Annotated in this window: 11 protein-coding genes; 4 read left to right on the top strand and 7 right to left on the bottom strand. The window is 67.2% G+C overall.

Annotated features, from left to right (window positions below; genetic code table 11):
* Positions 1 to 182 precede the first annotated feature (182 nt).
* Positions 183 to 911 (top strand): PIG-L deacetylase family protein, encoded by a 729-nt coding sequence (locus ACOQFL_RS04910; protein ID WP_435542866.1) that lies wholly within the window; start codon positions 183 to 185, stop codon positions 909 to 911.
* A 343-nt stretch (positions 912 to 1,254) separates the two neighbouring features.
* Here the strand turns inward: ACOQFL_RS04910 and ACOQFL_RS04905 are convergent, their stop codons facing one another.
* The 7 genes from ACOQFL_RS04905 to paaI form a co-directional block, all read right to left on the bottom strand.
* Entirely contained in the window at positions 1,255 to 1,446 is a 192-nt protein-coding gene (locus ACOQFL_RS04905) for a hypothetical protein (RefSeq protein WP_435542933.1), read from the bottom strand.
* A gap of 126 nt (positions 1,447 to 1,572) precedes the next feature.
* Complete coding sequence (locus ACOQFL_RS04900) at positions 1,573 to 2,496, bottom strand: diacylglycerol/lipid kinase family protein (RefSeq protein ID WP_435542865.1); 924 nt, start codon at positions 2,494 to 2,496, stop codon at positions 1,573 to 1,575.
* 252 nt (positions 2,497 to 2,748) lie between these two features.
* Entirely contained in the window at positions 2,749 to 4,419 is a 1,671-nt protein-coding gene (locus ACOQFL_RS04895) for an APC family permease (protein ID WP_435542864.1), read from the bottom strand.
* A 432-nt stretch (positions 4,420 to 4,851) separates the two neighbouring features.
* Positions 4,852 to 6,528, bottom strand: coding sequence for an APC family permease (locus ACOQFL_RS04890; RefSeq protein WP_435542863.1), 1,677 nt, complete (start codon positions 6,526 to 6,528; stop codon positions 4,852 to 4,854).
* 308 nt (positions 6,529 to 6,836) lie between these two features.
* Complete coding sequence (locus ACOQFL_RS04885; RefSeq protein WP_435542862.1) at positions 6,837 to 7,442, bottom strand: TetR/AcrR family transcriptional regulator; 606 nt, start codon at positions 7,440 to 7,442, stop codon at positions 6,837 to 6,839.
* Between the two features lie 129 nt (positions 7,443 to 7,571).
* The gene (gene paaK, locus ACOQFL_RS04880) at positions 7,572 to 8,903 is read right to left on the bottom strand and encodes a phenylacetate--CoA ligase PaaK (RefSeq protein WP_435542861.1); all 1,332 of its coding nucleotides are present in this window, start codon (positions 8,901 to 8,903) and stop codon (positions 7,572 to 7,574) included.
* A 13-nt stretch (positions 8,904 to 8,916) separates the two neighbouring features.
* Complete coding sequence (gene paaI, locus ACOQFL_RS04875; RefSeq protein WP_435542932.1) at positions 8,917 to 9,294, bottom strand: hydroxyphenylacetyl-CoA thioesterase PaaI; 378 nt, start codon at positions 9,292 to 9,294, stop codon at positions 8,917 to 8,919.
* 309 nt (positions 9,295 to 9,603) lie between these two features.
* On the opposite strand from paaI, the gene paaZ reads away from it, so the two are divergent.
* The 3 genes from paaZ (at position 9,604) to paaB (ending at position 13,065) form a co-directional block, all read left to right on the top strand.
* Positions 9,604 to 11,646: a phenylacetic acid degradation bifunctional protein PaaZ gene (paaZ, locus tag ACOQFL_RS04870; protein ID WP_435542860.1), complete on the top strand. Its 2,043-nt coding sequence runs from the start codon at positions 9,604 to 9,606 to the stop codon at positions 11,644 to 11,646.
* A gap of 109 nt (positions 11,647 to 11,755) precedes the next feature.
* Entirely contained in the window at positions 11,756 to 12,724 is a 969-nt protein-coding gene (paaA, locus tag ACOQFL_RS04865; RefSeq protein WP_435542859.1) for a 1,2-phenylacetyl-CoA epoxidase subunit PaaA, read from the top strand.
* Entirely contained in the window at positions 12,721 to 13,065 is a 345-nt protein-coding gene (gene paaB / locus ACOQFL_RS04860) for a 1,2-phenylacetyl-CoA epoxidase subunit PaaB (RefSeq protein ID WP_435542858.1), read from the top strand. Before paaA ends, paaB begins: the two co-directional genes overlap by 4 nt.
* Positions 13,066 to 13,179 lie beyond the last annotated feature (114 nt).

Genomic DNA, 13,179 nt, shown 5'->3' with positions numbered 1-13,179 from the left:
TCGGCGCCCGGGGAGCGTTGGGCGGCACTGGGGTGCGGCGATTTCGTGGGAAATTGACGCCGCACGGAGGCCGTACCGCACCATCGACCCGGCGATTTCGCGGGAAATTGACGACTCTCGTGCCGGGAACCCGACGATTCGGTAATTTCCGGGAGCGATTACCGGACAACGACGGGGGAATCATGGCCGACTCACTCGAACCGATGCCGACCGACTGGCAGCGTGCGCTGGTGATCGTGGCGCATCCCGACGACGTGGAGTTCGCCGCCAGCGCGGCGGTGGCGAGCTGGACCGATGCGGGGCACGAGGTCAGCTACCTGCTGGCCTCGCGCGGCGAGGCCGGTATCGACGGAGTTCCTCCAGAAGAGGCCGGGCCGTTGCGCGAGCGGGAACAGCGCGAGAGCGCCGCACTGGTCGGTGTGCACGACGTGCGCTTCCTCGATCACCGGGACGGCGTCATCGAGGCGGGCACCGCGTTGCGGCGGGACCTTGCGCGCGGGATACGTGAAGTGCGCCCGGACCTGGTGGTCACGTTCAACCACTACGACCACTGGGGATTCGGCGGTTGGAACAGCCCGGACCACCGGGCCGTGGGGCGCTCGGCGCTGGACGCCGTCGGCGACGCGGGCAACCGCTGGATCTTCCCCGAACTCGTCACAGAGGAAGGTCTACAGCCCTGGCAGGGAGTGCGTCGGATCGCGGTGGCCGGATCACCGCACCCCACACACGCTGTCGACGTCGGTTCGACCCTCGATCGGGCGGTGGGCTCGCTGGCCGCGCACGCCAACTACCTGGCGGCACTGACCGAGCAAGCGCCGGAGGACATGGCTCGCGACTTCCTCCACCGCACCACCGTCGAGGCGGGGGTCTCCTTCGGTACCGAACACGCCGTCGCCTTCGAACTGGTCTAGAGTTCGTCATCTCGGTAGGACGAGGTGGTTCCTTGGCGGAACCTCTCGCACGGCTCTCGCTGCGGGAGGCCCGACATCGGGTAGCGGCCTACACAACGTCGGGGCCGTCCTCGCGAGAGCCGCACGGGAGAACCCGCGGCGGTGCCGACTGTGAGGGTGGTCGGAGTGCGGCTTGCGAGAGTGGTCGGAGTTCGGCCTGCGGGCGTGGTGGGAGTGTGGCTGCTCCTCGGCGCTGGTGGCCCGTAAATTTCGTGGGAAATTGACGCCGCGCTGGGGCGCACCGCCGTACCGCCCGGAAATTTCGTGGGAAATCGACGCTGCTCGGGCTCCACACCGGAGCGTCCTATCCGGACTCGGTTTGGTCGGCCCGCTCGAACTCCGGTGACCACACGTGCCAGCTGGACAGTTCTATCGGACACTGATAGGCCACCAGCCTGCCCGCCGTGGAGTTGACCAGGGTCTGCGCCTGCTGTTTGGTGATGATCGCGCGGTGCGCGCACACCGTGCATCTCGGAGCGTTGCTGTAGTTCCACATCGTCAACGGCGGTTGTTCCTCACCGGTATGTCTCGGGGCGGGGAGTACGAAATACGGTCGCGCGGTGCGACTACGGCCTCGGCGAGCCGTAACCGCGATCGTCGAACCCGGGCGACTCGCCCGTATTTACCCACCGTCCACCCAGTCCTGCGGCACGAGCACGTGCAGCGCGTTCCGAGCCACCGAGAAGTCTCGCGGCGTCCCCGCGACGAGTTCACCGTCGATGTTGATCGGCATGTTCGGAGTCGTCTCCAGCCGCATACGCCTGGTGCGGATGTGCTCCGCCTGATCGGTTTCCAACAGCTTCGTGCTCTTGAAGTTCCGTGCCACAGTGGCCAGCTCGCGAACGTTGCCGTGTTTGATCACCGTCACGTCCAGCGTACTGTCGTCGATGCCGGAGTCGAACACGGCGAGCTGGCCCCCGCCGAAGTAGCGACCGTTGGCCACGGAGACCTGCAGCAGGCTGTGGAACTCCTTCGTCGGGTGATCCCCGTCCGGGAAGGTGAGCCGTGCGGGGAACGGCCGATGTCGCATGAAGCCCCGCGCCGACGCCACCGGATAGGCCAGCGCCCCCACGAGTTTCTTCAGTTTGGGAGACATGGCGGTGGCGACGTTCGAGCCGATGCCGACCGAGGCCCGATTCGCGTAGTAGTTGTTGCCGCACAGCCCGAGGTCGATGTCGACGATTTTGCCCCTGGCGATGGTTTCGCACGCCTTCTCGATCTCGGTCGGGATCTCCAGGGTGCGGGCGAAATCGTTCGCCGTGCCCAGCGGCAACAGTCCCATCGGAACACCCGTGTGGGCGAGCACGTCGACCACCGAACTGATCGTGCCGTCCCCGCCGCCGATGATCACGAAGTCGTGCTCCTCGTCGATGGCGGCCCGTACCGTTTCCACCAGCCGTGCCGGATCCTTGAGCGGATAGGTGGTTCCCAACGGGACCCCCAGCTCCGTCAGGCTGCGCACGGCCTGCGTGTACGCGATGCTTCCGGTCCGGGACAGCGTGTTGACCACGACCGCCACCCGGTTCAATCCGCCGTTGGTGGACACCACTGCTCCCGTCTGCCTGCTGCGCCTACACCCCGAAGGGTCTGCACCCCGAAGTGTATGCGGGGTGGCGCGATGCTTCCTCGGTGTGTGGTGTGTGCTACGCCATCGGCCATCCCAAGTCGACGGCAACCGAAGGTACGCACTCGATAACTCGTCGGAACGAGAACGGGGCGGGACCACGCGGTCCCGCCCCGGCTGCGATCTCGCCGTTTCCGGACCTTTCGGCCCGAACTCGGTTGTCGACGCCTCAGCTCACACCGTGGTGGGAGCGTCGGTCGGGGTCTTCTCGATGTAAGCGGCGGCGCGCTGCGCGGGCAGGCGTACCGCTATCGCGTAGAAGTACATCGCCACGCTCCACACCGCGACCACGAGCGAGCCCAGCCCGATGCCGAGCACCCCGTCGCCACCGTTGAGAAGGCTGGCCGCGGCCTCGGCCTCGGCGTCCATCTCACCGAAGTAGCTGAAGACCATCAGCCCGGCGAGCCAGACCGGGAACCAGGAGCCGGCCTTGAAGTCGACCGGCGGCGTGTCGTGCTTGGTGGTCACGTGGTAGATCGCGAAAACCACGTAGCCGACCAGCAGGCCGATGAGCATCTTCTCGTTGATCGACCAACCCGACCAGAACACCAGCAGGCCGGAGGCGATGAACGCCAGCACCGGGACCAGGTCTCCACCGGGCAGCCGGAAGGGACGGTCCTGGTCGGGCAGCTGGCGGCGCATGGCGCCGACCACCAGACAGCCCGGTGCGAAGGAGACGGCGAAGGCCGAGCTGATGAAGCCGATGAACTTCGACCACGCGGGGAAGGGCAGGAAGAAGAAGCACCCGACCACGAACATCAGCAGGATGGAGACCCATGGCACGCCCTGCCGGTTGAGCTTGGTCAGTACCTGCGGCGCGTTGTCGTTGCGGGCGTTGGCGTAGGAGAGCCTGGTGGTCACACCCGCGTAGATCAGCCCGGTGTCGGCCGGGGAGACCACGGCGTCGACGCGCAGCAGGAACGCCATCCACGCCACGCCGAGCGTCAGCGCCAGCCCGGCCAGCGGGCCGGCGTTCTCGGCGAATTCGAGGTTCTCCCAGCCGCTGCCCAGCAGCCGCTCCGGCAGGCCGGTGATGAAGGCGATCTGCAGCAGCACGTAGATGATCGCGGTGATCACGATCGAGCCGATCAGGGCGAACGGCACGTTGCGCTGCGGGTTGTCGGTCTCGCCCGCGAACTCGACACCGTTGCGGAAGCCCAGGTAGGAGAAGGCGATACCGGCCGCCGGGATGGCGGTGAAGATGGCTCCCGCCCCGCTGGGCATGAAGCCGCCGAAGTTGGTGAGGTTGCCCGGGTTGAACTCCGCGGCGAACAGCACGACGATGACCAGTACGATCACCGCGAGCTTCCACCACACCAGAATGTTGTTCAGGTAGGCGAAGAGTCGGACGCCGAGCACGTTGATTCCGCTGTACAGCGCCATGAGCCCGATGGCCACGAACCATCCCGCTCCGTTGACCAGGTACTCGCCGTCGGACTCGACCATGAGCCAGCTCGCGTAGGGGTACGCGTACTGCATGGTGGCCAGTACCTCGATGGGTGTGACCGCCGCGGCGGCCAGCCAGCTGATCCAACCGGAGCTGAAGCTGGCGAAGGAGCCGAAAGAGTAGTGCGGGAAGCGGATGATCCCGCCGACGACCGGGAACATCACCGACAGCTCGGCGTAGACGAACCCGATTAGCATGATCATGATAGCGCCGATGATCCAGGACAGGATCGCTGCCGGACCGGCGATCTGGGAAGCGTAGAGGGCGCCGAACAGCCACCCGGAACCGATGATCGCGCCGACCCCGGTGAACAACAGACTGATCCGGTTCACGTCCCTGCGGACCCCGTGATCGAGCTGCACCTTGGCCTGCGTCGGTGGCGCAGTTGGTGTCGCCATCTATTCGCCCTTTCCGTACCTTTGTGAGGTCGATAACTACTTTGAGCGTGGACTCTCTAGGATTCGGGCGGCGTCGTCAACACGAAACGGTTAACCTGTCGCGCAATCAAGTAACATTTTGTGTACGGAACTGTGCGTAGGCCGTGCGATCGTGTCGCGTATTGGGCGATTCGTGGCCTCTGATGTGATCAGAATCGCGCGGAGATCAGGAGTGCGTTGACCGGCGAGCTCCCACTGTGTGGGACGGCCTCGCGCGCTTGAATACGTGCTTCGATCGTCGCCGCTCCCGTGGACTGGGAGCCACCGTTCCGGCGGTAGGCGCCACTCGAAGTGGCAGCGCGGCAGTCGTGACGGTGCTCCTCGCACCGTGGCGGGACATCGGAACGTGGCGGGGCTCGAAATCCCGCCGAGCCGGGAAGCGACCGACCCGGCTCAGCCCGCGGTGTGGGGAGCGTCGGTGGGGGTTTTCTCGACGTAGGAGGCCACCCGCCGGGAGGGCAGGCGCACCGACATGGCGTAGTAGTAGATCAGCACGCTCCACACCGCGATGATCAACGCGCCGAGTCCCACCCCTATCGGGCCGTCACCACCCTGCAACACCAGGCCTGCCTCGGCGGGCTCGTTCGGGGTGACCTCCCCGAAGTAGCTCAGTGCCAGCATCCCCGCCAGCCACACGGGGAACCAGGAGCCGGACTTGAACTCGACCGGCGGCGTGTCGTGCTTGGTGGTCGCGTGGTAGATCGCGAAAACCACGTAGCCGACCAGCAACCCGATGAGCATCTTCTCGTTGATCGACCAGGTGGACCAGAACACCAGCAGGTTGGACGAGAAGAACGCCAGCAGCGGAATCGTGTCCCCACCGGGCAGTCGGAAGGGGCGTTCCTGGTCGGGCAGTTGGCGGCGCATGGCGCCGACCACCAGACAGCCCGGTGCGAAGGAGACGGCGAAGGCGGAGGTGATGAAGCCGATGAACTTCGACCAGGCGGGGAAGGGCAGGAAGAAGAAGCAGCCGACCACGAACATCAGCAGCACCGAGATCCAGGGAACCCCTCGCCGGTTCAGCCTGGTCAATGCCTGGGGCGCGTTGTCGTTGCGGGCGTTGGCGTAGGAGAGCCTGGTGGTCACACCCGCGTAGATCAGCCCGGTGTCGGCCGGGGAGACGATCGCGTCCACGCGCAGCAGCCAGGCCATCCAGACCACGCCGAGCACCAGCGCCAGCCCGGCGAGCGGTCCCGCGCTCTCGGCGAAGGTCAGCTCGCCCCAGCCCTCACCCAGCAGGTCCTGCGGAAGGCCGGTGACGAAGGCGATCTGCAGCAGCACGTAGATGATCGCGGTGATCACCACCGAGCCGATCAGGGCGAACGGCACGTTGCGCTGCGGGTTGTCGGTCTCGCCCGCGAACTCCACACCGTTGCGGAAACCGAGGTAGGAAAACGCCACACCGGCCGCCGGGATGGCGGTGAAGATGGTTCCGGCACCTTCCGGTGTGAACCCGCCGAACTCGGTGAGGTTGCCGGGATTGAACGCCACGGCGAAGAAAACCACGATGACCAGTACGATCACCGCCAGCTTCCACCACACCAGAATGTTGTTCAGCCTGGCGAAAACACCGACACCCAGCGCGTTGATAGTGCTGTAGAGCGCCATCAGCGCGATCGCGATCAACCAGCCGTAGCCGCTGACCAGGTACTCCCCCTCCACCGGGGTCATCAACCAGCTCGCGTAGGGGTACGCGTACTGCATGGTGGCCAGTACCTCGATGGGTGTGACCGCCGCGGCGGCCAGCCAGCTGATCCAACCCGCGCTGAAGCTGGCGAAGGAACCGAAAGAGTAGTGCGGGAAGCGGATGATCCCGCCGACGACCGGGAACATCACCGACAGCTCGGCGTAGACGAAGCCGATGAACAGCACCATGATCGCGCCCACGATCCAGGACAGGATCGCTGCCGGACCGGCGATCTGGGAAGCGTAGAGGGCGCCGAACAGCCACCCGGAACCGATGATCGCGCCGACCCCGGTGAACAGCAGACTGATCCGGTTCACGTCCCTGCGGACCCCGTGATCGAGCTGCACTGTGGCACGGGTAGGTGAACCAGCCGGTGTGCCCATAATCGGCCCCGTTCGAGTGATAGGGGTCACTTCGGTGTTCCCATAGCACTCTCAGGCAGACACGGGAGTTCGGCAACACGAACACGCCTGCGGCGCGAACACGATCCGCATACCGCTCCGACCGAGTCCCGCGCTCCCTGCTCCCCGCTGGGCTCGGCGGTGTCAATTTCTCGCGAAATCGCCGGGCCGGTGCGGTGGTGTGGCCGGGGCGGTGTCAATTTCTCGCGAAATCGCCGGGCCTCGCCGCGGCGAGGCCCGCGAGAGGTTCCGCCGCAGAACCCGCGGAGCAGCCCGAGCGGAGTACCTTGCTATCGCTTCAGCCCCTCGAAGGCGATCGTTGTGACCGCTTCGGCGATCTCCTCCTTGGTCAACCCCTGCCTGGGGCGGTACCACTCGATTACCGAGTTCACCATTCCGAACAGCAGTCTGCTGGTCAGCGCCGGATCCAGGTCCAGCCGCAGGCTGCCCGCCCGCTCCGCCTCGGCGACGAGCTCACCCACCAGGTGGTCGAACTCCCGGCGCCGGGCGAGTGCCTGGCGCTCCACCTTGCTGTTGCCGCGTACCCGCAGCAGCAGGGTTACGAAGGGTAACTCGTCGACCAGTACCTCGACGCTGCGCCGCACCACGTGGTGCAACCGGTCAATGGCGGGACCTTCCAGCGACTCGGGTTCGTCCAGCACCGCGAACAGCGCGTCCAACGCCCGGTCCACGCTCATCCGCAGCAGTTCCTGCTTACTGGAGACGTGGTAGTAGATGGCCGATTTGGTGATGCCGAGCCGTTTGGCGAGGTCCTCCATGCTCGTGCCGTCGTAGCCACGTTCGTGGAAGACCTTGACGGCGGTGCGCAGCAGCGAATCGAGGTCGTAGCCCGGTCTGCCGCGCCCCGCACCGTTGTTCGTAGCCGCACCCGCCATGGTCTTCAGTCTCGCAGTAGTGGCAGGGGAGCGTGGTCACCGGCCCACGCGGCCCCGGCGAGGGTGTCGACCGGTTCTCGTCGCCTCCGGTGAGGGTCGCCCGCACGGATTCCGGTCGGGACGGCTCGGTCAGCTCTCGCGCAGATCGACGATCCGGCGCAGCTTGCCGACCGAACGCGGCAGCGTGTCGGGTTCGACGATCTCCACGCCCGCGCTCACCCCGACCGCGTCCTTGATCGCCGTCGCCAGTGCGCCAGGGACCTCGGAACGCTGTGCGTCGGTGGTGGTCTCGTCCGCCTCGATCTTGACGCGCATCTCGTCGAGTCGTCCCTGCGTGGTGAGTTCGAGCTGGAAGTGCGGCGAGAGCCCGTCCTGCCGTAGCACGAGCTCCTCGATCTGGCTGGGGAAGACGTTCACGCCGCGCAGGATGATCATGTCGTCGCTGCGTCCGGTGATCTTCTCCATCCTGCGCATCCCCGGTCGTGCGGTTCCGGGCAGCAGCCTGGTCAGGTCCTTGGTGCGGTAGCGGATCATCGGCATGGCCTCCTTGGTCAGCGAGGTGAACACCAGTTCGCCGTGCTCGCCGTCGGGCAGCGGTTCCTCGGTGATCGGGTCGATGATCTCCGGGTAGAAGTGGTCCTCCCAGATGTGCGGGCCGTCCTTGGTGCTCACGCACTCGTTCGCCACACCGGGGCCCATCACCTCGGAGAGTCCGTAGATGTCCACCGCGTCGATCCCGGCCGCTTCCTCGATCTCGCGGCGCATCTCGGCCGTCCAGGGTTCGGCGCCGAAGATGCCGATCCGCAGTGAGCTCTTCCGGGGATCGAGTCCCTGCCTGCGGAACTCGTCGAGCAGAGTGAGCATGTAGGAGGGCGTGATCATGATGATCTCGGGTTCGAGGTCGTGGATGAGTCGAACCTGCCGCTCGGTCATACCTCCCGAGGCGGGGATCACGGTGCAGCCGAGCCGTTCGGCGCCGTAGTGCGCCCCGAGCCCGCCGGTGAACAGCCCGTACCCGTAGGCCACGTGCACCTTCTGTCCCGGGCGGCCGCCCGCCGCTCTGATGGAGCGCGCCACGACGTCGGCCCAGGTGTCCAGGTCCCGCTGGGTGTAGCCGACCACGGTGGGCGTGCCGGTGGTGCCGCTGGAGGCGTGTACCCGCCGCAGCTGGTCCTGGCCGACCGCGAACATGCCGAACGGGTAGTTCTCCCGCAGGTCGTTCTTGGTGGTGGTGGGAAACTTGGCCAGATCGGCGAGGCTGTGGCAGTCCTCGGGCCGCACCCCGGCCTCGTCGAATTTCCTCCGGTAGCAGGGCACGTTCTCGTAGGCGTGCCGCAGGGTTTCGCGGAGCCGTCGCAGCTGCAGTTCGGCCAGCTCGGTGCGGCTCGCGCTTTCCGCGGGGTCCAGCCCGGGGCTCGGCGCGACGGGGGTCGGTTCGGTGTGCGCGGCGAGTTCGGTCAATGTCGTGCTCCCTTCAACTCTTGAGGCTGCGGCTGTGCCCGCGGAACTCGGCGACGGTTTCCCCGTCGGCCTCGTCGCGGAACACCGTGGTGTCGTAGATGCCGCTGCGTCCCCTGGTGTGGCGTTCGACCGCTCGGGCGTAGAGCAGTTCTCCCTCGTGTACGGGGGCCAGGAAGGTGATCTGTGCGCTCGCGGCGACGGTGACCGGCCCGTGGCTGTTGCAGGCGCAGGCGAAGGCCGTGTCCGCCAGCAGGAACACGTAACCGCCGTGGGCGATGGCGTGCCCGTTGACCATTTCCGGGGTCACGCGCATCCGCACGAGCGCGTGCCCGTCCGAGGCTTCGAGCAGCTCTATGCCGAGCGCCTTCGAGGCGTGGTCGTCGTCGAACATGGCCGCGGTGGGCGCGGCTATCGGCGGGTGCTCGGCGTCCAAAATCGGTTTCACCACCTCGGAATACTGACCGAACAGTCGGTTGCCGACCCGGGGTCGCCGTGGTTCCCTCGCGTGCCGCGCTGCTGGTCTTCGATGGTTTTTTCGTGGGCAACTATCGGTCAGGTGATTGTGCACGAGCTTGTTCTGCGTCACAATGCTTTACCGACCGATTGGTCAGTAATAAGCGAACTCGGTTGCCCGACCGCGCCCCGGCGGGCGGAGCGAGCACCCGGACCACAGGCGGACTACCCCAGGGAGATCGCGACGATGGAGCCATTGCGCAGCTACCTCGCGGGACGGTGGCAGCGACCAGACGCGGCCGGAACGCCGTTGCACGACGCCGCGACCGGGCAGGAGGTCGCACGGCTCTCCACGTCCGGGCTGGACCCCGCCGCCGCGCTCACCCACGGCCGGGAGATCGCCGGTCCCGCGCTGCGCGAGCTCACCTTCCACCAGCGGGCCGCGCTGCTCAAAACACTGGCCTCCCACCTGCGGGAGCACCGCCACGAGCTCTACTCGCTATCGGCTCGGGCCGGCGCCACCAAGGGCGACTCCAAGTTCGACATCGACGGCGGCATCGGCGTGCTGTTCAGCTACTCCAGCAAGGGCAGACGCGAGATGCCCGACGACACCGTCTACGTGGACGGCGCCACGGAACCGCTGAGCAAGCAGGGAACCTTCCTCGGGCAGCACATCGCCACCCCGCTGCGGGGTGTGGCGGTGCAGATCAACGCGTTCAACTTCCCGGTCTGGGGACCGCTGGAGAAGCTGGCCCCCGCCTTCGTCGCGGGAATGCCGAGCCTGATCAAACCCGCACCGCAGACCGCCTACCTGACTCACCGGCTGGTGGAGCTGATCGTCGAGTCCGGCATCCTGCCGGAGGGGTCGGTCCAGCTGCTGTGCGGCGATCCCGGGGACCTGCTCGACCACCTGACCGAGCAGGACACGCTGTCGTTCACCGGCTCGGCCGCCACCGCGCGGCGCCTTCGCGCGCACGAGAACGTGGTGCGGCGCGGCGTGCGGTTCAACGGCGAGGCCGACTCGTTGAACTGCTCGATCCTCGGCCCCGACGCCACCCCGGACACCCCGGAGTTCGACCTGTTCGTGCGCGAGCTGGTCACCGAGATGACCGTCAAAGCGGGCCAGAAGTGCACCGCCATCCGCAGGGCCTTCGTTCCGACCGAGCTCGCCGACGAGGTGACCGAGGCCGTCCGGGGACGGCTGGCCGACATCAGGGTCGGCGATCCCTCCTCCGCCGAGGTCGACATGGGTGCGCTGGCCGATCTGGAACAGCGCGAGGAGGTCCGGCGCTCGCTGAAGGCGTTGTCGGAATCGTGCCGAGCGGTGCACGGGGACCCGAACACGCCGTTCGAACTCGTCGACGCCGACTACGAGCAGGGAGCCTTCGTGCCGCCCATGCTGTTGCGCTGCGACGATCCCGAACTACCGCAGCCGCACGAGGTGGAGGCGTTCGGCCCGGTGAGCACGATCATGCCCTACCGCGACGCCGAGCACGCCGTGGATCTGGCGCGCCGGGGCAGTGGCAGTCTGGTCGGTTCGGTCGTATCCGCGGATCCGGAGTTCGTCCGCACCGTCGTGACCGGTGCCGCTTCGCAGCACGGCCGCATGCTCGTGCTCAACCGCCACGATTCCGCCGAGTCCACCGGACACGGCTCACCGCTGCCGCAGCTGGCGCACGGCGGTCCCGGCCGGGCCGGTGGCGGTGAGGAGATGGCCGGGTTGCGCGGCGTGCTGCACCACATGCAGCGCACCGCCGTGCAGGCCGACCCGGACACCCTCACTTCCCTGACCCGGCAGTGGATGCCGGGCAGCAGCCGTGAGACCACGGCGGTTCACCCGTTCCGCAAGTATCTGGAGCGGTTGCGCGTCGGGGACAGCGTCGTCGGCGGCCCCCGCACCGTCACCCGGGAGGACGTGCGACGTTTCGCCGAGTTCACCGGGGACGAGTTCTACGCGCACACCGACGAGGAGGCAGCCGCCGCCAACCCGTTCTTCGGGGGTCTGGTGGCGCACGGCTACCTCGTCGTCTCGTTCGCCGCCGGGCTGTTCGTCGAGCCCGAGTCCGGGCCGGTGCTGGCCAACTACGGCCTGGAGAACCTGCGGTTCCTGACGCCCACCTACCCGGGCGACGAGATAACGGTCACGCTGACCGCCAAGCGCATCACGCCGCGGCACAACGCCGATTACGGCGAGGTGCGCTGGGACGCGGACGTGACCAACCAGGACGGCGAGTCCGTCGCCAAGTACGACGTCCTCACGCTCGTGGCCAAGGAGAACCCACCGGAATGAGGCGCCATCCGCCGGATGCGGATCCCCCGGGGCGAGCGCCCGGGAGGATCCGACGGGTGGAGCACCCGGACAACGCGAAACGGAAGAATTCGGGGAGGAGGTGAGTGGCGTGAGCACCGAGGAAGCCACTGTCACCGAGGAGGAGCGGTTACACGAACGGTTCGAGTCGACCGTCGAGCACGATCAGCGCGTCGAGCCGCGGGACTGGATGCCCGAGGGCTACCGCAAGACCCTGGTGCGCCAGATCGCCCAGCACGCGCACTCCGAGATCATCGGGATGCAGCCGGAGAGCAACTGGCTGACCCGCGCCCCGAGCCTGCGCCGCAAGGCGATCCTGCTGGCCAAGGTGCAGGACGAGGCGGGCCACGGGCTCTACCTGTACTCGGCGGCCGAGACGCTCGGCGTCGAGCGCGCCGATCTGACCGAGAAACTCGTCGCACGCCGCCAGAAGTACTCCTCCATCTTCAACTACCCGGCGCTGACCTTCGCCGACATCGGTGTGATCGGTTGGCTGGTGGACGGGGCCGCGATCGTGAACCAGGTACCGCTGTGCCGGTGTTCCTACGGCCCCTACGCCCGGGCGATGATCCGCATCTGCAAGGAGGAGTCCTTCCACCAGCGGCAGGGCTACGAACTGCTGCTGACCATGATGCACGGCTCCGAACAGCAGCGGCGGGACGTGCAGGACGCGGTCGACCGCTGGTGGTGGCCCTCGCTGATGATGTTCGGGCCGCCGGACGGGGACTCGCCCAACACCCAGCAGTCGATGGCCTGGGGCATCAAACGGCACACCAACGACCAGCTGCGGCAGAAGTTCGTGGACATGACCGTGCCGCAGGCGGAGGTGCTGGGAGTCACGCTGCCCGACTCCGGGTTGAGCTACAACGCCGAACGCGAGCACTACGACTTCTCCGAACCGGACTGGGAGGAGTTCCATCGGGTGCTGGCCGGTGAGGGGCCGTGCAACACGCAACGCGTCGAACGGCGGCGCGCCGCGCACGAGGGTGGTTCCTGGGTACGCGAGGCCGCGGCGGCGCACGCGGCGAAGCAGGCGGAACGCGGGAGGGCCGCGGTATGAGCACAGCATCCGGCACCGGCGAGAACGGCCGGGACGCGACGGGCGAGGTGGAACGGCCCAGCACGGCCTGGCCGCTGTTCGAGGTCTTCGTCAGAGGCAAGCGGGGGCTCAACCACGTGCACGTGGGCTCCCTGCACGCCGCCGACGAGGAGATGGCGCTGCACAACGCGCGCAACCTCTACACCCGACGCAACGAGGGCGTGAGCATCTGGGTGGTGCGCGCGGCGGACATCACCGCGTCCAGCCCGGACGAGAAGGACCCGTTCTTCGCGCCGAACGGCGACAAGGTGTACCGGCACCCCACATTCTACGAGATTCCCGACGATGTCCCCCATATCTGAGGTGACAGTGTCGGCCGATCTGTCGGGGTGGTCCGGTGGCGGAACCTCTCGCGGGCTCTCGCTGCGGTTCCCCCGACATCGGGTAGTTACTACACAACGTCGGGGGCGTCCTCG

It is taken from the genome of Actinopolyspora sabaoui (genome assembly GCF_051225635.1).
Classification (GTDB): Bacteria; Actinomycetota; Actinomycetes; order Mycobacteriales; family Pseudonocardiaceae; genus Actinopolyspora.
Note: the sequence above shows the minus strand (reverse complement) of the source record. Positions and strands in the feature narration are given on the sequence as shown.